The 21,475-nt window shown below is 57.2% G+C and carries 20 protein-coding genes; 11 read left to right on the top strand and 9 right to left on the bottom strand.

Features of this window, described 5'->3' with window-relative positions; genetic code table 11:
• Window positions 1–246: 246 nt before the first annotated feature.
• The 7 genes from glpE to ACZRJQ_RS20150 form a co-directional block, all read right to left on the bottom strand.
• Window positions 247–576, bottom strand: a complete 330-nt coding sequence (gene glpE / locus ACZRJQ_RS20180; RefSeq protein ID WP_463980070.1) for a thiosulfate sulfurtransferase GlpE — start codon at window positions 574–576, stop codon at window positions 247–249.
• Between the two features lie 33 nt (window positions 577–609).
• Window positions 610–1,482 (bottom strand): symmetrical bis(5'-nucleosyl)-tetraphosphatase, encoded by an 873-nt coding sequence (locus ACZRJQ_RS20175; RefSeq protein ID WP_463980069.1) that lies wholly within the window; start codon window positions 1,480–1,482, stop codon window positions 610–612.
• Window positions 1,482–1,862 carry a Co2+/Mg2+ efflux protein ApaG gene (apaG, locus tag ACZRJQ_RS20170; RefSeq protein ID WP_463980068.1) on the bottom strand — a complete coding sequence of 127 codons (381 nt, stop codon included), beginning with the start codon at window positions 1,860–1,862 and terminating at the stop codon, window positions 1,482–1,484. Before apaG ends, ACZRJQ_RS20175 begins: the two co-directional genes overlap by 1 nt.
• 123 nt (window positions 1,863–1,985) lie before the next feature.
• Complete coding sequence (gene rsmA / locus ACZRJQ_RS20165; protein ID WP_463980067.1) at window positions 1,986–2,804, bottom strand: 16S rRNA (adenine(1518)-N(6)/adenine(1519)-N(6))-dimethyltransferase RsmA; 819 nt, start codon at window positions 2,802–2,804, stop codon at window positions 1,986–1,988.
• Complete coding sequence (gene pdxA, locus ACZRJQ_RS20160) at window positions 2,801–3,790, bottom strand: 4-hydroxythreonine-4-phosphate dehydrogenase PdxA (protein ID WP_463980066.1); 990 nt, start codon at window positions 3,788–3,790, stop codon at window positions 2,801–2,803. Before pdxA ends, rsmA begins: the two co-directional genes overlap by 4 nt.
• Window positions 3,787–5,121, bottom strand: a complete 1,335-nt coding sequence (gene surA, locus ACZRJQ_RS20155; RefSeq protein ID WP_463980065.1) for a peptidylprolyl isomerase SurA — start codon at window positions 5,119–5,121, stop codon at window positions 3,787–3,789. Before surA ends, pdxA begins: the two co-directional genes overlap by 4 nt.
• Window positions 5,102–7,852: an LPS-assembly protein LptD gene (locus ACZRJQ_RS20150; RefSeq protein WP_463980064.1), complete on the bottom strand. Its 2,751-nt coding sequence runs from the start codon at window positions 7,850–7,852 to the stop codon at window positions 5,102–5,104. Before ACZRJQ_RS20150 ends, surA begins: the two co-directional genes overlap by 20 nt.
• Before the next feature lie 131 nt (window positions 7,853–7,983).
• Between ACZRJQ_RS20150 and ACZRJQ_RS20145 the strand changes: the two genes are divergently transcribed.
• Genes ACZRJQ_RS20145 through ACZRJQ_RS20135 form a run of 3 tightly spaced genes read left to right on the top strand, consistent with a single transcriptional unit; the run spans window position 7,984 to window position 10,443 of the window.
• Window positions 7,984–9,009, top strand: a complete 1,026-nt coding sequence (locus ACZRJQ_RS20145) for an aminoglycoside phosphotransferase family protein (protein WP_463980063.1) — start codon at window positions 7,984–7,986, stop codon at window positions 9,007–9,009.
• Entirely contained in the window at window positions 9,006–9,677 is a 672-nt protein-coding gene (gene murU, locus ACZRJQ_RS20140) for an N-acetylmuramate alpha-1-phosphate uridylyltransferase MurU (protein WP_463980062.1), read from the top strand. The genes ACZRJQ_RS20145 and murU overlap by 4 nt, the downstream gene beginning before the upstream one ends.
• 1 nt (window position 9,678) lies before the next feature.
• Window positions 9,679–10,443 (top strand): TerB family tellurite resistance protein, encoded by a 765-nt coding sequence (locus tag ACZRJQ_RS20135; RefSeq protein WP_463980061.1) that lies wholly within the window; start codon window positions 9,679–9,681, stop codon window positions 10,441–10,443.
• A 17-nt stretch (window positions 10,444–10,460) separates the two neighbouring features.
• Here ACZRJQ_RS20135 and ACZRJQ_RS20130 read toward each other — a convergent pair whose 3' ends face one another.
• Window positions 10,461–11,459 carry an alpha/beta hydrolase family protein gene (locus ACZRJQ_RS20130; RefSeq protein WP_463980060.1) on the bottom strand — a complete coding sequence of 333 codons (999 nt, stop codon included), beginning with the start codon at window positions 11,457–11,459 and terminating at the stop codon, window positions 10,461–10,463.
• 74 nt (window positions 11,460–11,533) lie between these two features.
• Between ACZRJQ_RS20130 and ACZRJQ_RS20125 the strand changes: the two genes are divergently transcribed.
• The 6 genes from ACZRJQ_RS20125 (at window position 11,534) to ACZRJQ_RS20100 (ending at window position 19,174) form a co-directional block, all read left to right on the top strand.
• Complete coding sequence (locus ACZRJQ_RS20125; RefSeq protein ID WP_463980059.1) at window positions 11,534–13,924, top strand: PAS domain-containing sensor histidine kinase; 2,391 nt, start codon at window positions 11,534–11,536, stop codon at window positions 13,922–13,924.
• A gap of 23 nt (window positions 13,925–13,947) precedes the next feature.
• Window positions 13,948–14,577: a response regulator gene (locus ACZRJQ_RS20120; RefSeq protein ID WP_463980058.1), complete on the top strand. Its 630-nt coding sequence runs from the start codon at window positions 13,948–13,950 to the stop codon at window positions 14,575–14,577.
• Window positions 14,578–14,825: 248 nt separating this feature from the next.
• Window positions 14,826–15,950 carry an ABC transporter ATP-binding protein gene (locus tag ACZRJQ_RS20115; RefSeq protein ID WP_463980057.1) on the top strand — a complete coding sequence of 375 codons (1,125 nt, stop codon included), beginning with the start codon at window positions 14,826–14,828 and terminating at the stop codon, window positions 15,948–15,950.
• A gap of 36 nt (window positions 15,951–15,986) precedes the next feature.
• Window positions 15,987–17,024: an ABC transporter substrate-binding protein gene (locus ACZRJQ_RS20110; protein WP_463980056.1), complete on the top strand. Its 1,038-nt coding sequence runs from the start codon at window positions 15,987–15,989 to the stop codon at window positions 17,022–17,024.
• 67 nt (window positions 17,025–17,091) lie between these two features.
• The gene (locus tag ACZRJQ_RS20105; RefSeq protein WP_463980055.1) at window positions 17,092–18,339 is read left to right on the top strand and encodes an ABC transporter permease; all 1,248 of its coding nucleotides are present in this window, start codon (window positions 17,092–17,094) and stop codon (window positions 18,337–18,339) included.
• A gap of 10 nt (window positions 18,340–18,349) precedes the next feature.
• Window positions 18,350–19,174 carry an ABC transporter permease gene (locus ACZRJQ_RS20100; RefSeq protein ID WP_463980054.1) on the top strand — a complete coding sequence of 275 codons (825 nt, stop codon included), beginning with the start codon at window positions 18,350–18,352 and terminating at the stop codon, window positions 19,172–19,174.
• A 2-nt stretch (window positions 19,175–19,176) separates the two neighbouring features.
• On the opposite strand, the gene ACZRJQ_RS20095 is transcribed toward ACZRJQ_RS20100, so the two are convergent.
• A complete protein-coding gene (locus ACZRJQ_RS20095; RefSeq protein ID WP_463980053.1) occupies window positions 19,177–19,635 on the bottom strand; it encodes an REP-associated tyrosine transposase in 459 nt (152 codons plus the stop codon).
• Between the two features lie 328 nt (window positions 19,636–19,963).
• Here ACZRJQ_RS20095 and rpe point away from each other — a divergent pair, with 328 nt between their 5' ends.
• Together rpe and ACZRJQ_RS20085 are read left to right on the top strand one after the other, a co-directional pair.
• Complete coding sequence (rpe, locus tag ACZRJQ_RS20090) at window positions 19,964–20,638, top strand: ribulose-phosphate 3-epimerase (protein WP_463980052.1); 675 nt, start codon at window positions 19,964–19,966, stop codon at window positions 20,636–20,638.
• Window positions 20,635–21,453: a phosphoglycolate phosphatase gene (locus ACZRJQ_RS20085; protein ID WP_463980051.1), complete on the top strand. Its 819-nt coding sequence runs from the start codon at window positions 20,635–20,637 to the stop codon at window positions 21,451–21,453. Before rpe ends, ACZRJQ_RS20085 begins: the two co-directional genes overlap by 4 nt.
• Window positions 21,454–21,475: the final 22 nt, after the last annotated feature.

Below are 21,475 nucleotides of genomic sequence, written 5' to 3'. Positions count from 1 at the left end.
CTGGCATGCAGCAACCATGCAGTTGCTGTGTACCCCCCAGGACACCATCAAGGTGGCTAACCCCTTGAAGTTACTACCGATGATCCATACGCCGGTGTACCGGCTCTCCCCAGATTCGGATGGCCTGCGCTTAAGGATAGTTGGTAATCAGGGAGGTCAAGGCGAGATGCGAAATTTGTTCGGTTTGACCGTTGGTCAGGTAGGGCGCAAGCCCGCTGATCACGCGGGCTTGGGGGAGATAAAAAATTATTCGGCTGTACCTTTGGATGTTTCTTTCGGATAAGTCGCACGCCACAACTCAAAGCCGCCATCCAGGCTGTAGACCTCACTGAAACCTTGGCCGACCAAGTAGGCGGCTGCGCTTTGGCTGGAGTTGCCGTGATAGCACGCAACGATCAATGGCGCGTCGAGATCCGCATGGGTGATGAAGTCGTGCAGGGAGTGGTTGTCCAAATGTTTTGCGCCGCTGATGTGCAGGGCTGCAAAAGCCTGAGGGTCGCGGATGTCGACCACTACAGCGCCTTGTTCGCGAAGGGCTTGGGCTTGCTCGGGGGGGATGCGTTTGAATTCGGTCATGGGAGTTTCCTTTTGCCTGATAACGGGTGCGCGTTAACGGGCATCCAACGATTGGGAAGAATGGGGTTGAGTAGCAGGGGCGGCGAAACCAAGGTCGTCGCAGTCACAGCACAGGCGTTGCCCCGTGTCGACATTGAGCAGCGTCATCGCACCGCCCCAGACACAGCCCGTGTCCAGAGCAAAGATGCCGGGCTCGTCGCACTTGCCTTCTAGGGCTGCCCAATGGCCGAAGATGATTTTCAGGCCTTGGGTTTTGCGGTCTTTGTATGTGAACCAAGGCGCGTAGCCGGGCAGGGCGGTGTCTGCGCCTTCTTTGCTCTTAAGGTCGAGTTTGCCTTCGCGGGTGCAAAAGCGCATGCGAGTGAAATAATTTGTAATCACCCGCAGGCGAGCAACACCTGTCAGGTCGCTATCCCACTTGCTGGGCTCATTGCCGTACATGCCGTCCAGATAAGGGCCGTAGAGGTTATCGTCGCGCAGTGCGTGTTCAACTTCAGCGGCGCACTTGAGTGCTTTTTTTAGTGTCCACTGTGGCGGAATGCCCGCGTGCACTAACGCGGTGTTGCGCTCGGCGTCATAGTGCAGCAGCTTTTGTTGGCGCAGCCAGTCCAGCAGCTCTTGAGCATCGGGGGCTTGAATGATTTCGCGCAGGGTGTCGCCTTTTTTCAGGCGTTCGATATTACTGGCCACCGCCAGCAGGTGCAGGTCGTGATTGCCCAGCACACACACCAGCGATTCGCGCATGCGGTACAGAAAGCGCAGGGTTTCGAGCGACTCCGGCCCTCGATTAACCAGATCACCTACCAGCCATAACCTGTCTTTGGCTGGGTCGAAAGCGACTCGCGCCAGTAGAGACTTGAGTGGTTGCAGGCACCCTTGCAGGTCGCCAACGGCATACACCGCCATTAGTGCAACGCTCCGGGTACGGCAAGGCGGAAGGGCGCAATGATGGCTTTGAAGTCGTTGCCGTCGAGGGCGTGCATCAGGTAGCTGCCTTGCATGGTGCCCACTTTGGTAGTGATCACCGAGCCGCTGCTGTAGGTGTATTGCTCGCCGGGCTCGATCAAGGGTTGCTGCCCTACGACCCCTGAGCCGCGAACTTCTTCAACATGGCCATCGCCGTCAGTAATCACCCAGTGTCTGGACAGCAACGTCGCAGGTTGCGAGCCGTTGTTTTTCACGGTGATGGTATAGGCGAAGGCGTAACGATCATGTTCGGGTTGGGATTGTTCTGGCAGGTAACGGGTGACGACGCTGACGTCGACCAGATAGCGGGGATCGGACATGCGAAAGGCCTACTTGAAAGCGGAGACACAGTTCGGGATAAAACTGATGGCTGAGTCTAGGCCAAGTAACGGGTACTAGGCCAGATGTGGAGTCTGTGCCTGTACCCGGTATTTGTTTCGCTATCAGTCGCCAGCGGGTGCGGCGGCGGGTTGTTCGCTGAGTTTGTCGGCCAGGCGCACGAAAGCAGCCAGGTCGAGTTGCTCTGGACGCAGGCTGCCATCGACGCCAGCGGCTTCGATTTCAGCGTTGCTGAGCAAGGCTTTGAGGGTGTTGCGCAGGGTTTTACGACGCTGGTTGAATGCTTCGCGCACCACGCGCTCTAGCACGCGATGGTCTTTTGCCGGATGCGGCAACACATCGTGAGGCACCAGACGGACAATCGCTGAATCAACTTTAGGCGGCGGGTTGAACGCACCAGGGCCGACGTTGAACAGGTGTTCGACACGGCAGTGGTACTGAACCATGATCGACAAACGACCCCAATCACCGCCGCCCGGGCCTGCGGCCATACGTTCAACCACTTCTTTTTGCAGCATGAAGTGCATGTCGCGGATCAGCTCGGCGTTTTTCAACAGGTGAAAAATCAGCGGTGTCGAGATGTTGTACGGCAGGTTGCCGACCACACGCAGGGTGCGCGGCGCTGCGTTGAGACTCTTGAAGTCGAACTTGAGCGCATCGCCCTGATGCAGGGTGAAGTTGCTCATGCCCGCGAATTGCTGATTCAGAATCGGGATCAGGTCTTTGTCGAGTTCAACGACATCCAGCTGGCCGCCGCTGTTCAGAATGCCTTCGGTCAAAGCGCCTTGGCCCGGGCCGATTTCCAGCAGACGGTCGCTGGCTTTGGCGTTGATAGCACGCAGGATGCGGTCAATAACGCCAGCATCGTGCAAAAAGTTTTGACCAAAACGCTTACGCGCCTTGTGTTGGTATTGCTCGTTCATATACGGGTCTCGGCCATCTGGTAGGCGGTTTCCAGGGCGACTTGCAGGCTGCCGGTATCGACGTTGCCGCTGCCCGCCAGATCCAGGGCGGTGCCGTGGTCGACGGAAGTGCGGATGATCGGCAAGCCCAGGGTGATGTTGACTGCGGCACCGAACCCTTTGTATTTCAGTACGGGCAGGCCTTGGTCGTGGTACATCGCCAGCACCGCGTCGCAGTGCTCCAGATATTTGGGGGTAAACAGAGTGTCGGCAGGCAGCGGGCCACGAAGGTCCATGCCCTCGCTACGCAGGCGCTCTAGGGTTGGTTCGATGATGTCGATTTCTTCATGGCCCAAATGGCCGCCTTCACCAGCATGGGGGTTGAGCCCACACACCAGGATGCGCGGCTGGGCAATGCCGAATTTTTGTTGCAGGTCGGCGTGCAGAATGCGGGTAACCCGCGTCAGTCGCTCGGGGGTGATTGCATCGGCAACCTGACGCAGCGGCAGGTGAGTGGTGACCAGCGCCACGCGCAATCCGCGAGTGGCAAGCATCATCACAACTTGCTCGGTGTGGGTCAGGTCAGCGAGGAATTCGGTGTGGCCAGAAAACGGGATGCCCGCTTCGTTGATCACGCCCTTGTGTACGGGGGCTGTGATCATGCCGGCGAAATCGCCAGACACACAGCCAAGGGCGGCACGGGTCAGTGTTTGCAGCACAAAAGCAGCGTTAGCTTTGTCTAGCGTACCGGCAGTGACCTTGGCGTTCAGCGGGGTGTCCCACACGTACAGGCTCCCCGCCGGGGCGGGTTGGTCAGGCCAATGATCGGGGCTGACCGACAACAAACTGACTGCCACGCCCAGTTGCGCGGCCCGCTCAAGGAGCAGGTCGCGGCTGGTAATGGCAATCAGAGGGTGTGGCTGGCGTTGCGAAGCGAGTAGCAGGCACAGGTCTGGGCCTATGCCTGCTGGTTCGCCGGGTGTCAGTGCAAAACGCTGGGTTTTCACTGTGCTGCCTGGTCTGTGCTCTCTTGCGAGTTGGCGCCAGGCAGTTTGATTTCTACATAGGCTTCGTCGCGGATCTGACGCAGCCAGGTTTGCAGCTCTTCATCGTACTTGCGGTTACGCAAGACGTTCATAGCTTGTTGCTCGCGAGCTTGGCTGGTGCTGTCGGTGGCGCGACGGCCAAGGACTTCCAAAACATGCCAGCCGTATTGGGTCTGGAAGGGTTTGGACAGTACGCCCTGCGGGGTATCTGCCATTGCTTCGCGGAACTCAGGCACCAACGAATCAGGGTTAACCCAGTTCAGGTCGCCGCCATTGAGCGCGGAGCCCGGGTCTTCGGAGTAGGTTTTTGCCAGAGTGGCAAAGTCTTCGCCCGAAGTGATGCGCTCGTACAGTTTGTCTGCCAGCTCTTTGGTAGCGGCTTCGCTGCGGATTTCGCTTGGCTTGAGCAGAATGTGGCGAACGTGAACTTCGTCCACAACCACCGACTCGCCACCGCGCTTGCCATTGAGCTTAAGAATGATGAAGCCGCCCGGTGTGCGGATGGGCTCAGTAATATCGCCCACTGGCATTTCGCTCAACATGCGGTCAAACGGAGGTGGCAATTGAGCCGCCTTACGCCAGCCCATGTCGCCGCCTTCCAGCGCCGTGTCACTGCCTGAACGCGAGATTGCCATTTGGCCGAAGTCCGCGCCTTTTTTAAGCTGGTTGTAGATCTCTACAGCTTGCTTATAGGCGTTCTGAATGGCTTCTGAGTTCGCGCTTTCAGGCGTGGGAATCAGGATGTTGGCCAGGTTGAACTCTTCGGACATTTGCATTTTGCCCAGGTCGGAGGCGAGGAAGTTTTTGACTTCCTGCTCGCTCACCTGAATGCGTTCTGCCACGCGACGCTGGCGAACACGGCTGATGATCATCTCGCGACGCACCTGTTCACGGGCGTCTTCATAAGACAGGCCGTCACGCGCCAAGGCCTGACGGAACTGCTCGATGGTCATGCCATTGCGCTGGGCAATGGAGCCGATGGCTTGATTCAGCTCTTCGTCAGTGATGCGAATGCCAGCGCGTTCGCCGAGCTGCAATTGCAGGTTTTCGACGATCAGACGCTCAAGCACTTGCTGATCCAGCACGCTGGCAGGCGGTACGCCTTGGCCACGCTTGGCGATGGTCTGCTGAACTTCGTGGACACGCTGGTCCAGTTGGCTCTGCATGATCACATCGTTATCGACGATGGCCACCACTTTATCCAGAGGTTGAACTGCCGCGTTAGCGGCAGTGCCCAGGAACAACGCGCCCAGCATTAGCGGGCGCAGACACTCAGAAAGCTTGATCTTCACGTTCACGATAACCTTGGATGCCTTTGTCGAGGAAGCTCTCTACTTTGGTGCCAACAACGCCACCGAGACCTTTCAGCACAATTTGAAGGAAGAGACCATGGTCGCCCTTTTCGTTTTCCGGGGCTTCCTGGGTGTACTCGTCGTTGGAAACCCAATAACGGCTGATCAGACGCAGCTTCCAGCAGCAGTTGTCGTACTCGAAACCACCGAAGGCTTCCAGAGTGCGGTTGCGGTTGTAGTCATACTGCCAGCGGCTGATCACGTTCCATTGCGGCACAACCGGCCAGATAACCGAGAAGTCGTGCTGCTTGATCTTGTAGTAGTCCTTGATGTAGCCCGGCTGGCCTTTGGTGCCGTAGTCACCACCGCCCACAACCCACTGACCGGTGTACTGGTCGTAGCGGATCTGGTCGTTACGATAACGGAAGCCGGCGTTGACCACCTTACTTGGGTTGTCTTCTGGCTGGTAGTGCATCATCGCACTGCCCGAACGCGGGCTGTGGGTGTCCGGATCCCAGTTGTAGTCAGCGGTGGCACGCCAGTCGCGGTTGAAGCGATAGGCATAATCCACGGCATACGGCGACACACTGGCGGTTGAGTCCTGACGGTTGTCAGAAATACCTGGCAGTTGAACCTTGCGATCTTTGAAGTAGTAAGCCTGGCCGACGCTGATGCGTTGACGTTCAAAGCCGTTGTCTTCAATCCAGCGGCTGGTCACACCCAAGGACAGCTTGTTCTCGTCGCCCACACGGTCGGAGCCAGAGAAGCGGTTCTCACGCCACAGCGAGGAGTAGTTGAAGGTGCTTTCGCCAGTGTCGAATACCGGTATGTCCTGTTGGTCACGCTCAGGCACATACAGGTAGAACGCACGCGGTTCCAGAGTTTGGCGGTAGTTGGTGCCGAACCACTGGGTGTTGCGGTCGAAGTACAGGCCGCCGTCTACGCTGGCGATTGGAACGCTGCGAGTTTGCGTACTGTTGAATTTCTGGCCAGCAAGTAAAGTTTCTTTACCTTTGCTATCCAGATCAAGATCGTACTGCGTGTACATGTACTTGAGCGATGGTGTCAGGTAGCCGTAGCTCCAGTTGAGCGGCAGGCTGACACCTGGCTTAAGGTTAAGGCGCGTGCCGTTGGCGCGAGCCAGACCTTTAACGTTGGTATCTAAACGGCGAGCAGTGGTGCCATCTTCGTTGATAAAGTCGCCAGTTTCCAAGTCACGATCAAACCGAACCAACTCAGTGTTGTAGTTGAAATTCAGCCCGCTTGGGTGATACGGAAGCGCACCATTCAGTGTGAGTTGTGGCAGCTTGTTGTAAGGCGTCACCTGAGTGATGGTGGCCATTTGATAGGCTTGCGCATTCAGCTTGGCGGTGTAGGTATCGCCGCGATAGCTGACAGAGCCCTGCTGGTTGAGGTAACTACGGTTTTCAACGCCAATTTGGTCACTTTCCAGATCTTGGAAGTAATACGGGTCGCTGATTTTGGTGTAGTCAACTTCAGTCAGGATGCGCGAATCCAAGCCGCCTTTGTGCTGCCAGTTGAGCAGGTAGCGCTTGTCGGTGTAGTCGGTCTGACGCTTGCGATCGTCGTTGTCGTCGTTCAGGTACGCCGCACCTAACTGCCCTTCGCTGGACTCTGTCAGGTAGCGGAATTCGCCTTCCATCAACAAGCCACGCTTGGTCATGTAACGCGGGTACAACGTGGCATCGTAGTTGGGTGCCAGGTTGAAGTAGTACGGGGTCACGAGCATAAAGCCGGTGTCGGTGCTGCTGCTGAAGGACGGCGGCAGGAAACCGGACTGACGGCGATCGTCGATCGGGAAGTAGATGTACGGGGTGTAGAAGATCGGGATGTCTTTAACCCGCAACGTCACGTTGGTCGCTGTACCAAAACCGGTAGCAGGGTTGAGCGTGATGTTGTTGCCCTTGAGCTGCCAGGCATTGCTGTTCGGCTCGCACGTGGTGTACGTACCATCCTTGAGACGGATGACCGCGTTTTCAGCACGTTTGGCGTACAGCGCACTGCCGCGAATGCGCGACTTGTGCAATACGTATTCAGCGTTGTCGACTTTGGCCGCGCCGGTGTCCAGCTGTACATCAGCGTGGTCGCCGACGATCAGTGCGCCGTTGTCGCGCAGGCGGACCTTGCCATTGAGCTCGCCCCGGTTTTCGGCCTGATACAGGCTCGCTTCGTCGGCTTCGATCTGCATGCTGCCCTGACGCATAACGACGTCACCGGCCAGCGTTGCGATCTGCTCTTCCTGCTGATAGCGCGAAGCTTTAGCGCCGATGAAGGTCGGTGCATCGCTTTTGCTGGTGGTGTCGTTCATGCCCGGACGGGTGGGCTCAACATAACCGCCAGAGCAATACGGGCCGGTTTCGGCCAGTTGCGCAGGGGTCAGTTTGTCGCGCGGCACCCAGTCAAGGTGGCTGTAATCAGCACTGCGCGCCTTGAGCCCACGGCCTTTGGCTTCGGTCACCAGCGGAGCCTGAGCGACTTGCTCGGCGGTTTCGCCGCTGGCGCCTACCGAGCCATCGTTGTGCACCGGGCGAGGGGGCAATTGCGCCGTCGTCGCTTTGGGTGCGCAATCCCAGCCGCCCGTAGCCGACACGGAACAGTCATACTGCTCCTCGGCAACAGCGAAAGGCGTGGCTAAAGGTTGCATGGCCAGCAAACTGCCGGTTACCAGCAACGGAAATTTTTTACGAAACGCGGGGGATTTCAATGCCATCTTATTAGTCCGGGCTTCCTGCGTGCCATCAGCCCGCGGTGGGGGACCGCACGCCTCTCGATGGTCTGGAAAAGATGCTGGATAATAAAGCATGACCCGCTTGACGGCTAGCGCCGTCGGAGACCCTTGTAATGCCTGACCAAGATGTACGCTTGCAACACCTGAAAGTTTGGCTCGATGAGCAGTTGGCTATCCTGTTTGCGAATGAAGGTTGGGGCACTGTACCCCCGGCCACGTTGACTGCGGCCAGTAGTGACGCCAGTTTTCGTCGCTATTTTCGCTGGGACGGCGAAGGCCGCAGTTTTATCGTCATGGACGCGCCACCGCCCCAGGAAAACTGCAAACCTTTCGTCGATATCGCCCAATTGCTGCGCACCAGCACCATAAATGTGCCGAAAATTTATGCTCAAGACCTTGAGCGTGGATTTTTGCTGCTCAACGATTTGGGCAATAAAACCTTTCTCGACGTTATTAATGATGACAACGCCGATGAGCTTTTTGACGATGCCATTGAAGCGCTGTTGGCCTTTCAGCAATTGCCAATGGACGCCGACCTGCCTAGCTATGACGTGGCTTTGCTGCGCCGAGAGCTGGAGCTGTTCCCGGAGTGGTACATCCGCCGCCACTTGGGCATTGAACTTGATGAGCAGCAACAGGCGCTTTGGCAGCGGGTCAGTGATGTTTTGATCGTCAGTGCTCTGGAGCAGCCAAAAGTGTTGGTGCACCGCGACTTTATGCCGCGCAACCTGATGCTGAGCATCCCGAATCCCGGCGTGCTGGATTTTCAGGATGCTGTGTATGGCCCAGTAACCTACGACATTACGTGTCTGTTCAAGGACGCGTTTCTCAGCTGGCCTGAAGAGCGGGTGTTGCAGTGGTTAAGCAATTACTGGGAAAACGCCCGGCATTTGGCCATTCCGGTGCAGCCCGTCCTTCAGGACTTCTTGCGTGCCAGTGATCTGATGGGCGTGCAGCGTCATTTGAAAGTGATCGGTATTTTTGCCCGCATCTGTCATCGGGATGGAAAGCCTCGTTACCTGGCCGACGTGCCGCGTTTCTTCTCTTATATAGAAGCGGTATTGGCGCGCCGCCCTGAGCTGGCTGAATTGGGTGAGCTGATTACCAGCCTTCGCGAGCCTGCCGAGGCCACTGTATGAAAGCGATGATTCTGGCCGCAGGCAAAGGCGAGCGCTTGCGGCCGCTGACGTTGCACACCCCAAAACCGTTGATCAGGGCAGGCGGTGTGCCCTTGATCGAGTTCCACCTGCGCGCACTGGCGGCGGCAGGTTTTACCGACATAGTGATCAATCACGCATGGCTGGGTCAGCAAATTGAAGACCACTTGGGTGATGGTTCGCGCTTTGGGGTCAAGATTCAGTACTCCGCTGAAGGCGAGCCTTTGGAAACCGGCGGCGGAATTTTTAAAGCATTGCCATTGCTGGGCGATAACCCGTTTGTCGTGGTGAACGGTGATATCTGGACCGACTACGATTTTGAGCGGTTGCGTCAGCCTTTAAACGGGGTGGCGCATTTAGTGCTGGTGGACAACCCGGCGCATCATCCAAAGGGTGATTTTTGCCTGAGTGCTGAACACGTTCGAGACGCAGAGCCGGGTGTCGACACCCTGACTTACAGCGGTATCGCCGTGCTTAGCCCTGCGTTGTTTGAAGGCGCGCAGGCCGGGGCGTTCAAGCTGGCACCTTTATTACGTCAAGCCATGGCCAAAGGCCGGGTAACAGGAGAGCGTTTGCAAGGGCATTGGGTGGATGTGGGGACGCATGAGCGCTTGGCTGAGGTTGAGTCGTTGATCGCGAGCGCCCACTAACATGCTGTGGCTTGGGACTCTGGTTGGTGCAGGATCGGGCTTTTTGATTGCCCATATTCCAGGGGCCATACTCGGTGCTCTCTTGGGGCAGGCGCTGGATCGTCGCTTGCAACTACAGAGCTGGGCACACTTGCGCGAGCGTTTAGGCGGTCGCGCTGTGTTGCGCAACGATGAACTGCTGTTCGTGTTGCTAGGCCGTCTGGCCAAAAGCGGCGGACGCGTGGTGGACAAACATATTGAGCAAGCGCGATACGAAATGCGCTTGCTCGACATGAGCGCCCCGGCGCAGAAGCGGGCCATTGGCGCATTTAATCGCGGCAAGTCTGGTAATGACTCGCTTCGTGGCTATCTGCGGCGTTTAAAAGCCCAGCCGCATGCAGCCGAAGGTGTGTTGCGTGCGTGTTGGCGAATGGCGGTTGCCGATGGCCGGGTTGACCCAGAAGAGCACGACTTGATCGTGCTTTGGGGGCGTTGGCTGGGCTGGACGCCGCAACAGATTCAGGCCTTGGGCGCTGATTACCAGGCGCACAAAAAGCCGTTGGCAACTTACGGCGGCACTTATCAAGAGTCGCTGACGTTGCTGGGCGTGACGCACAGCAGCGATCCGGCGCAGATCAAACGCGCGTATCGACGTTTGCTCAGCCGTCATCACCCCGACAAAGTCGCAGGCAGTGGTGCCAGCCCGGCGCAAGTGCGTGAGGCCACAGAAAAAACCCGTGAGTTGCATCACGCTTACGCCCTGATTCGCCAGCAGCGCGGATTTTAACCGCGCGCTGTTGACGCTTACTTATCCACAGGCTGAGGGCTGAGCCAGCCGCGAACACGGCGCAACAGTTGCTCTTGTTCGGCATCGCGATTGCCCGGTATGGCGGCCAACCCTAGTTGATTGAAATTCGCACCATTAACCCGCTTGCTGGCTTGCAGCCGTTGCAAGGCGGCCTTGCGCGCCAGCGCCTTGTCTTTGTAGTAAACGTCCAGCAGTGCAACTTTGAGGCTCGGGGTCAGTTGGCTCAAATCGGCTTGTGCCTGTGCGGGCGTTTGTGCGGCAACCATGATCAACTTTGGCACCTGTGGCGGCTGTTTTTCGCTGATATAGCGTGCCGCCCAATAGGCACCTGTGCCGTGGCCTAGCAAAACAAGGCTGCGCACGTTTTGTTGTTGAGCGAACGCTATCGCTGCATCAATACGGGCAAAAATACGCTCGGCATCCGCTTTGCTCATTTCTTCAAATGTTTGAGTCGGGGTGGTGTTCGCGCCTGCACTTTCTGCTTCAGCACTGGCCGCTTGCTCGATGGGTTTGGCTGTGGTGCTGGCTTCTTTACTGCTACTGTCTGGCGCTTCTGGCGTGGGTGCTTTTTGCGGCTCGACCACCCGAGCCTGGCTGGCTTCGCTTTGCATATCAGGCAAACTCAGGCTCAGGCTGGCCCAATTGGCGTCAGGTAGCTTGTTGCGCAAAGGCCCAACGGCTTGCGGCCAATCAGCTGTTTCGCCGGCGCCGGGGACGATAATCACCGCGCCTGCCGGGTCGCTGCTGTTGGCAGGCTTCCACAGCGCGAGAAAGTTGTCGTCGCCTGCTTGCAGCTGTTGTTGCTCGTGTTGCGGCAGTTGGCGCTCAAGTGCGGTGGCGTCTTCCTGGCTGCGTTCAAGCAGCGGTTGGCGCACCACTGGCTCGGTTTTAGCGGGTTCGTCAGCTGGGGCCGGATCAGCTGCTAGCACTGGTAAGGCACAAGGCAACATCAGCGACAGGCACAAAGCTGGCACTGCCAGAGAGTAAGAAGACATCAGTTATTCCAGGCCAGAAGTAATCCCGGCAGCCTAATGGGTTGGTCAGTATTTGTCAGGGTGTGAGCGTTCAGATGATACGTTTTTGCTATCTGTTAGTTATCGGCTGGTTGTGGCTGCCCTTGATGGTCAGTGCGCAGCCCGTGCCTGCGGCGCAATTGACCACTGAGCAGCAACAGTGGCTGGCGCAGCACAAAACCCTGCGTGTAGGGCTTGTGTTGCAAGCCCCCTATGCCAAGTTCGACCAACGTTTGCAGCAGTTATCGGGGGCCAATGTTGAGCTCATGAAGTGGTTGGCGCAGGCGCTGAATGTTGAGCTGATCTGGCGTAATTACCCTGATCTGGAGCAGCTGGAACAGGCTGCCCGCCGAGGTGAAATTGACTGGGTGCCGGGCCTGACTCAAACCCCGGCAGGTTTACGGCTGTGGCAGTTTTCTGACCCTTACATGCGTGTGCCGCAATTGGTGGTGGGCGTGCGAGATGGCACGGGCTCTGTTGATTTGGAGCAGGTGAACAGCCAGACCCGTGTTGCAGTGCGCATGCCCAGTGCCACGGCAGACTTTTTACACAGCAGTTACCCAGGCCTCAACTTGCAGGGCGTGCCGCTTGAGCGTCAGGCCCTGCAACTGTTGCTGAGCCAGCAAGCAACTTATGCGGTGATCGACGAAGCTCAACTCAGTCGTTTGTCGATCGAGCCCGAGTTCGCGGGGTTGGCGGTTGTCGGTGATATTGGTTTGCCGCAACTGCTGCGCGTCGCCACTCGACGTGACTGGCCGCAGTTGGCCGCCATCGTTGAGCGAGGGCTGCATGCGATCCCGGCGCGGGACATGGAGCAACTGCACAGTCGTTGGTTGCAACCCAAATACCCGCATGCGGGACCGTCGCCAAGTTTTTGGCAAAACCTGAGTGTGTTGATCGGTGCGTTGCTGCTGGCCAGCATGGCAATTGTGTATTGGCAGCGGCGCCAGCAAACCTCATTGGAGAGTGCGCTGCTCGGCGCGCGAGAAGATATTGCGCTGCGCGCCGCTAGCGCTGAGGCGTTGCGGCTGACCCAGTTTTCAATCGACCAAAGCCCGGTGGGTATTTTGTGGGTGAACTGGGACAGCCACGTGCGCTACGCCAACCGCGCCGCGGAGGACATGCTCGGCTATAAAGCGGGCGGGTTACTGGAACGACCATTAAGCAGCTTTGAGCCGGGCTTGAGCATGGATCGCTGGCTGAGCTTGTGGAAGCGCGCGCGCGCCAGCGAAGACGGCGCGCAGCGTATCGAAACCCACTGCATTCGCGCTGATGGCAGTGAGTTTCCAGCAGATGTGACCTTGAGCTTTTTGCGCTTTCAAGCTGCCGAGTACTTGGTGGTTTACCTCAATGACATCACTGAGCGCCGTCAGGTGCAGGCTGCTTTGCAAGAAAGCGATGCGCGTCTGCAAGGCATTGCTGCCAACGTTCCGGGCTTGGTCTTTCGTCTTGAGCGCTCGTTACTGACTGGTGAGCTGGATTTTCCTTACATCAGTGAAGGCAGTGAAAGTTTGGCGGGCTACTCGCCCGCTACATTGCGTCGGCATGAGGTGGGACTACGCAGCTTGGTACACCCGGATGACAGGGCGGATTACCATCGCGTGCAAGACATGGCGCTGGACAGCGACAGTGATTGGTCGTGGCAGGGGCGGATTTTGACCCGTCAAGGTCAGCAGCGCTGGGCCGAAATCAAGGCCATTACCCGTCGGCTAGAAGATGGCACTGTTGTGTGGGATGGCATCGTCTGGGATATCAGCGAGAGCAAGCGCATCGAGTTGGAGCTGGACAGTTCGCGGGGGCAATTGCGAGAACTGTCGGCGCACCTTGAAAGCGTGCGCGAAGAAGAAAAGGCTCGCATCGCCCGCGAAGTACACGACGAACTGGGTCAGATGTTGACGGTGCTCAAGCTAGAAACGTCGATGTGCGAGCTGGCGTATGCCGAGCTTGATCCAGGGTTGCGTGAGCGACTTAACAGCATGAAAAAACTGATCGCCCAGTTATTTCAACTGGTGCGGGATGTGGCCACAGCATTACGCCCGCCGATTTTGGACGCGGGCATCAGTTCGGCTATCGAGTGGCAGGCTCATCGTTTTGAAGCGCGAACGCAAATCCCGTGTCTGGTTCGGGTGCCGGAACACTTGCCGCCGCTGAGTGCAGCCAAGGAAGTGGGGTTGTTCAGGATTTTGCAGGAGGCCCTGACCAACGTAATGCGTCACGCTCAGGCGCAAACCGTTGAATTGACCTTGAGCGTTGAAGGTCATGAGCTGTGCCTGAGCATCAGTGACGATGGCCAGGGTTTTGTCCCCGCGTCTGGGCGCCCGACCTCCTTTGGTCTGGTGGGAATGCGCGAGCGGGTGTTGATGTTGGGTGGCACGTTGTCCCTGCACAGCGAGCCTGGAGAAGGCACAACCTTGAGTGTGCGGGTGCCTTTGCGCCAAGCCCTTTAGTGATCTTTGATGAGGACATAGACGTGATTCGTGTACTGGTAGCGGAAGACCACACCATCGTGCGTGAGGGCATCAAACAACTGATCGGCCTGGCCAAAGACCTGCTGGTGGTGGGTGAGGCGAGCAATGGTGAGCAACTGCTTGAGACCTTGCGCCATGTTCCGTGTGAAGTGGTGCTGCTGGATATTTCGATGCCGGGCGTGAATGGCCTTGAAGCCATTCCCAGGATTCGCGCCCTGAACAACCCACCGGCGATTTTGGTGCTGTCGATGCACGACGAAGCACAAATGGCTGCCCGAGCGTTGAAGTTTGGGGCGGCGGGTTACGCGACCAAAGACAGCGACCCGGCACTGTTGCTCACGGCCATCCGCAAAGTCGCAGCGGGTGGGCGCTATATCGACCCGGATCTGGCGGATCGTATGGTGTTTGAAGTGGGCTTGACCGATGCCCGTCCACTGCATGCCTTGCTTTCCGAGCGGGAGTTTTCAGTGTTTGAACGATTGGCGCAGGGCGTCAACGTCAACGACATTGCCCAGCAACTGGCACTGAGCAGTAAAACCATCAGCACCCACAAAGCGCGACTGATGCAAAAGCTCAACGTCACCTCGCTGGCTGAACTGGTGAAATACGCGATGGAACATAAATTGCTCTAACCGACGCCCTGTCTGATTCGCGACGGCTACGTTTCCGAGCTTGCCTGTTTACGACAGTTTTATGACCAGCCTCTGCCTTGTTGCGAGGCTTGATGCAAATGAGTGTTCTATTCGCGACATTGCTGTAGGGCGATCCCTACACCAACCCTTCCAACCTCCTGATGTGAATCTCTCCTGCGCCCCGATTTCTGCGGGCTGGCAGCTTCTTTAGTCTTGGGCCACGGCAGTCCAAAACAAAAGGTGTGGCTATGAGTGAGGTCGGTGCAAGCGCTGGGGCGAGTGATGTGTTGGTCAGCTTTCGTGGTGTGCAAAAGAGCTACGACGGCGAGAACTTGATCGTCAAAGATCTCAATCTGGATATTCGCAAAGGCGAGTTCCTGACCTTGCTCGGCCCTTCCGGTTCGGGCAAAACCACCAGTTTGATGATGCTGGCGGGTTTTGAAACGCCGACAGCAGGTGAGATTTTGCTGGCCGGCCGCTCGATCAACAACGTGCCGCCGCACAAGCGCGATATCGGCATGGTGTTTCAGAACTACGCACTGTTCCCGCACATGACGGTGGCCGAAAACCTGGCGTTTCCGTTATCAGTGCGCGGCCTAAACCGAACTGACATCAGTGAACGCGTCAAGCGTGTGTTGAGCATGGTGCAGCTCGATGCTTTTGCGCAGCGCTACCCGGCGCAACTTTCTGGTGGTCAGCAACAGCGGGTTGCACTGGCGCGGGCGCTGGTGTTCGAGCCGCAATTGGTGCTGATGGATGAGCCGCTCGGCGCATTGGACAAACAGTTACGCGAACACATGCAGATGGAGATCAAACACCTGCACCAGCGCTTGGGCGTCACGGTGGTGTATGTGACCCACGATCAGGGCGAAGCACTGACCATGTCAGACCGCGTTGCGGTATTCCATCAAGGCGAAATCCAGCAAATCGCGCCGCCCCGTTGCTTGTACGAAGAACCGAAAAATACCTTTGTGGCTAACTTCATCGGCGAAAACAACCGCCTCAATGGCCGCCTGCTCAGTCAGGACGGCGAGCGCTGTGTGGTTGAGCTGAGCCGCGGTGAAAAAGTACAGGCGCTGGCGGTGAATGTGGGCCGCACGGGTGATCCGGTGACTTTATCCATTCGCCCGGAGCGGGTGAGCCTCAATGGTCACAGCGAGTCGTGCGTGAACCGTTTTTCGGGGCGTGTGGAAGAATTTATCTACCTGGGCGACCACGTTCGGTTGCGCCTGGAAGTCTGTGGCAAAAACGACTTTTTTGTAAAACAGCCCATTGCTGAGCTGGACCCGGCCTTGGCCGTTGGCGATGTCGTGCCGCTGGGCTGGCAGGTCGAACATGTACGCGCGCTGGACCCTCTCTTAGAGGCGAATTAATCGCCCCGGCTTCACCAACCCTAGTGGAGAACAACAATGAAAATGCTTAAGTTCACGGCCCTGAGTGTGGGTCTTATGTGTGCGGCCAATGCGATGGCTGCAACGGATCTGACAGTGGTGTCGTTTGGCGGCGCGAACAAAGCGGCTCAGGTCAAAGCGTTTTACGCCCCTTGGGAAGCCAAAGGTGACGGCAAAATCATCGCCGGTGAATACAACGGTGAAATGGCCAAAATCAAAGCGATGGTCGACACCAAAAGCATCTCTTGGGATTTGGTAGAAGTTGAATCGCCAGAGTTGTCCCGTGGTTGTGACGAAGACATGTTCGAGCAATTGGACCCAGCGCTGTTTGGTAATTCTGACCAGTACGTCCCTGGGGCGATTCAAGCGTGTGGCGCGGGCTTCTTTGTATGGTCCACTGTGATGGCCTACAACGCCGACAAGCTGAAAACGGCGCCGACGAGCTGGGCTGACTTCTGGGACACCAAGACCTTTCCGGGCAAACGCGGGCTGCGTAAAGGCGCCAAGTACACGCTGGAATTCGCGCTGATGGCCGATGGCGTTGCACCCAAAGACGTTTACACGGTACTGGCGAGCAAAGACGGCCAGAACCGGGCATTCAAAAAGCTCGATGAGCTCAAACCCAGCATTCAATGGTGGGAAGCCGGCGCACAGCCACCGCAGTACCTGGCCTCGGGTGACGTGGTAATGAGCTCGGCTTACAACGGCCGGATTGCCGCCGTGCAGAAAGAAAGCAACCTGAAGATTGTGTGGAACGGCGGGATTTATGACTTTGACGCGTGGGCCATTCCTAAAGGTCTGAACAAAGACAAAGCAGAAGCGGCCAAGAAGTTCATGGCCTTCACGCTGCAACCTCAGCAACAGAGCACGTACTCGCAAAACATCGCCTACGGCCCGGCGAACAAGGCGGCGATGCCCTTGCTGCCTGAAGCCGTGCAGCCAGACATGCCGACCGCGCCTGAAAACATCAAAAATCAGGTGCAGATCGACGTCAGCTTCTGGGCCGATAACGGTGAGCAACTGGAACAACGCTTCAACGCCTGGGCTGCCAAATAAGCAGCACTGTCACGCGGGGCGCCTGAAAGGGCGCGCCGCTATCGTTTAACGATTTGCGGAGTTCGCCATGGCCATCGCCATCCCCCTGAACGAGGTCGCCGGCCCATCGCTGAAGAAGCGCCTTGCGCATGCCGAGCGGGTTAACCGCTGGAAAGCGCAGGCACTGATTGCACCGTTGGTTATTTTCTTGCTGCTGGTGTTTTTGGTGCCGATTGCTGCATTGCTCTACAAAAGTGTCGGCAACCCGGAAGTGGTCGAAGGTTTGCCGCGCACAGTGGTTGCAGTGGAGTCTTGGGATGGCAAGGGTTTGCCGGCGGAACCGGTGTACCAAGCGCTCAGTGAAGACTTGGCGCTGGCGCGCAAAAATCAGGTGCTGGGCGACTTGTCCAAGCGCTTGAACATGGAGTTGGCGGGTTATCGCAGTTTGTTGATGAAAACGGCCAAGGCCTTGCCATTGAGCGTGGCGCCTGAGTCGTACAAAGATGCAATGGAAGCCTTGGATGAGCGTTGGGGTGATCCTGCGTATTGGCAGGCGATCAAGCGCAACAGCTCTAGCGTGACTCCGTTTTACTTGCTGGCGGCAGTTGACCACCGAATCGATGATTTGGGTGAAGTGGCCCCGGCTACGCCTGACCAAGCGATCTATCTGGACATCTTCGCCCGCACCTTTTGGATGGGTTTTGTCATCACCGGCATCTGCCTAGTGTTGGCTTATCCGCTAGCGTACTTGCTGGCCAATCTGCCAGCGCGCCAAAGCAATTTGCTGATGATTCTGGTGTTACTGCCGTTTTGGACCTCTGTATTGGTGCGGGTTGCGGCCTGGATTGTGTTGTTGCAGTCGGGTGGCTTGATTAACAGCACCTTGATCAACATGGGCTTGATTGATGAGCCGCTGGAGTTGGTGTTCAACCGCACGGGGGTGTACATCTCGATGGTGCACATCTTGCTGCCGTTTATGATTTTGCCGATTTACAGCGTGATGAAAGGTATTTCTCCGACTTATATGCGCGCCGCCATCTCGCTGGGCTGCCATCCATTTGCCAGTTTCTGGCGGGTGTACTTCCCACAGACTTATGCCGGTGTGGGCGCCGGGTGTTTACTGGTGTTCATCATTGCGATTGGCTACTACATCACCCCGGCCTTGCTCGGCAGCCCGAACGATCAAATGGTCAGTTACTTCGTCGCGTTCTACACCAACACCAGCATCAACTGGGGCATGGCGACCGCATTGGGCGGCTTGTTGTTGCTAGCGACGGTCGTGCTTTACCTGATTTACAACTGGCTGGTGGGCGCGAGCCGCCTGCGCTTGAGTTAAGGAGATCGCCATGCTGAGCCCTTATATGTCACCCATTGAGCGGGTGTGGTTTTACAGCTTGCGCATTCTTTGTGGGCTGATTCTGTTGTTTCTGATCTTGCCGGTGTTGGTGATCATCCCGTTGTCCTTCAACTCAGGCAGTTTTTTGGTGTACCCGCTGCAAGGGTTTTCCCTGCATTGGTATCAGGACTTTTTCGCCTCGGCCGAGTGGATGCGCGCCCTGAAAAACAGCGTCATCGTGGCTCCGGCCGCGACCGTGCTGGCGATGGTCTTTGGCACGTTGGCCGCGATTGGTTTGACCCGTGGCGACTTCCCCGGCAAAGCGCTGGTCATGGCGCTGGTGATTTCGCCGATGGTGGTGCCAGTGGTGATTATTGGTGTGGCCAGTTATTTGTTTTTCGCACCGCTGGGCTTTGGCAACAGCTACACCTCGCTGATCGTGGTGCATGCCGTGCTGGGCGTGCCATTTGTGATCATCACGGTGTCGGCAACCTTGCAAGGTTTTAACCATAACTTGGTGCGTGCAGCGGCGAGTCTGGGCGCTTCACCGTTGACAGCCTTTCGCCGCGTGACCCTGCCGTTGATCGCGCCGGGTGTGATTTCTGGTGCGTTGTTTGCCTTTGCGACATCGTTTGATGAGGTGGTGGTGACGTTGTTTTTGGCCGGGCCAGAACAAGCGACCTTGCCGCGTCAGATGTTCAGCGGCATTCGCGAAAACCTCAGCCCGACCATCGCGGCGGCGGCCACATTGCTGATTGCGTTTTCGGTGGTGCTACTGCTGACGCTGGAGTGGTTACGCGGTCGCAGTGAAAAATTGCGCACAGCACAGGCTTAGGCTTACACCCAGCAGGCATCCCATAGGGGGTAATCACCGATTCGTGTGGCCAATCGCGCACGGATCGGGTTACGCACGATGTAACGGGCGGTGGCTTTCACGTCATCCTCTTGGCGCAGGGCTCGGTCGTGATAGCCCTTTTGCCACAGACGGCAGCTGGACTGGCTTGTCTGATTGACCGTTACGCTGCTGCGCGACTTGATACGGCACATGAGTTCGCCGAGGGTTTTGTGGCGTAACTCGACGAGCCAATGGCAATGGTCTGGCATTACGACCCAAGCGATTGAGTGGACGATGCCTTCGTCGTGGGCGTGTTTGAGTTGATTAACCACCAGGCGCCCTAAATGAAAGTCGCTGAAAATCGGGCGTCGTTGTTCGGTAACTGTGGTGAGCAGGTAAATGCGGCCGGGCTCGGAGAAACGGCCGATACGTAGACGATAAGCATTTTTTGGGTTTGGCAATCCATTGCCCTCTGCGCAGATGTTTCTTTAACGTTAGGTCATCCTCAAGCAAGTCACGCAAGCAACGATTAACCGGATGTTTCGATGTTCTGTAGCAGCTGCCGAAGGCTGCGTCCGATCGCGCAGCGATCGTAAATACAGTGGACGGGGTTTGATTGATTTACCGTCTCGTTCGGTTTCACGACGACTGCGTCGCCGGACGCCGCCTTCGGCAGCTGCTACTGGGAATTGCGTTGGCCTTGCGGCCAATCATCGCGGCCCCGGTGTGCGGGTTGCGGTCGGCGGTATACAATGCGCGCCACCGTGTTTAGCTCACTAAAGGTGCGTCATGCAGCCCTTCGCTATTGCCCCATCGATTCTTTCCGCCGATTTCGCCCGTCTTGGCGAAGAAGTGGACAACGTACTCGCCGCGGGTGCCGACATCGTGCATTTCGATGTCATGGACAATCATTACGTGCCCAACCTGACCATCGGGCCGATGGTATGTGCCGCGCTGCGCAAGTACGGCATCACCGCTCCCATCGATGCACACCTGATGGTCAGCCCGGTCGACCGGATCATTGGTGACTTCATTGACGCTGGCGCGACTTACATCACCTTTCACCCTGAAGCCACTCAGCACATCGACCGCTCCCTGCAATTGATCCGCGAAGGCGGGTGCAAGGCCGGTTTGGTGTTCAACCCTGCCACCCCGCTGGATGTGCTCAAGTACGTAATGGACAAGGTCGACATGATCTTGCTGATGAGCGTTAACCCAGGCTTTGGCGGGCAGAAGTTCATTCCCGGCACGCTGGACAAACTGCGTGAAGCGCGCGCCCTGATCGATGCTTCGGGCCGTGAAATTCGTCTGGAAATCGACGGCGGTGTAAACGTTGGCAACATCCGTGAAATTGCAGAAGCCGGCGCAGATACCTTTGTGGCGGGCTCGGCGATCTTCAACACGCCAAACTATGAAGAAGTGATTCAAAAAATGCGTGCCGAGCTTGCGTTGGCACGCCCATGAGTGGCTTTGAGCAGCTACTTCAAGGACAACTTCCAAAACTGGTGATGTTCGATCTGGACGGCACCTTGATTGATTCGGTACCGGATCTGGCGGTTGCCGTTGAAAGCATGCTGCTCAAGCTGGGCCGCCCGCCCGCCGGGATTGAAAACGTGCGGATGTGGATTGGTAACGGCGCGCCCATGTTGGTGCGTCGCGCATTAGCCGGCAACCTTGAGGCTTCGGGTGTCGATGATGCCGAGGCAGAACAGGCGCTGGAGATTTTCATGGAGGCCTACGCTGGTGGCCATGAACACACCAAGGTTTATCCTGGTGTGCGCGAAAGCCTCAAATGGCTGCAAAAGCAGGGTGTTGAAATGGCCCTGATCACCAACAAGCCTGAACGTTTTGTCGCGCCCTTGCTGGATGAGCTAAAGCTGGGGCGGTTTTTCCGCTGGATCATTGGTGGCGATACGCTGCCGCAAAAAAAGCCAGACCCAGCCGCGCTGTTGTTTGTGATGAAAATGGCCGGCGTGACGCCAGAACAATCTTTGTTTGTCGGCGATTCTCGCAACGATGTGCTGGCGGCCAAAGCGGCGGGCGTGCGTTGTGTGGCGCTCAGCTATGGCTACAACCACGGTCGGCCGATTGAAGAAGAGTCACCCGATATGGTGATCGGCAATCTGCATGAGCTGATAGCCGGTTGCTTAGATTCGGCGGCTGAGATAACGTTGGGCACTTCTGTTCACCCCTCGCAAAGAGATTCCATCGTGGTGGTCACTCGCAAACTCTGGATGAAAGTTATCAAGGCCCTGGCCCGTTGGCGTTGGCGCGCCTGACTTTTATTTGGCCGGTTAACCG

It is taken from the genome of Pseudomonas sp. E315, from assembly GCF_055406205.1.
Note: the sequence above shows the minus strand (reverse complement) of the source record. Positions and strands in the feature narration are given on the sequence as shown.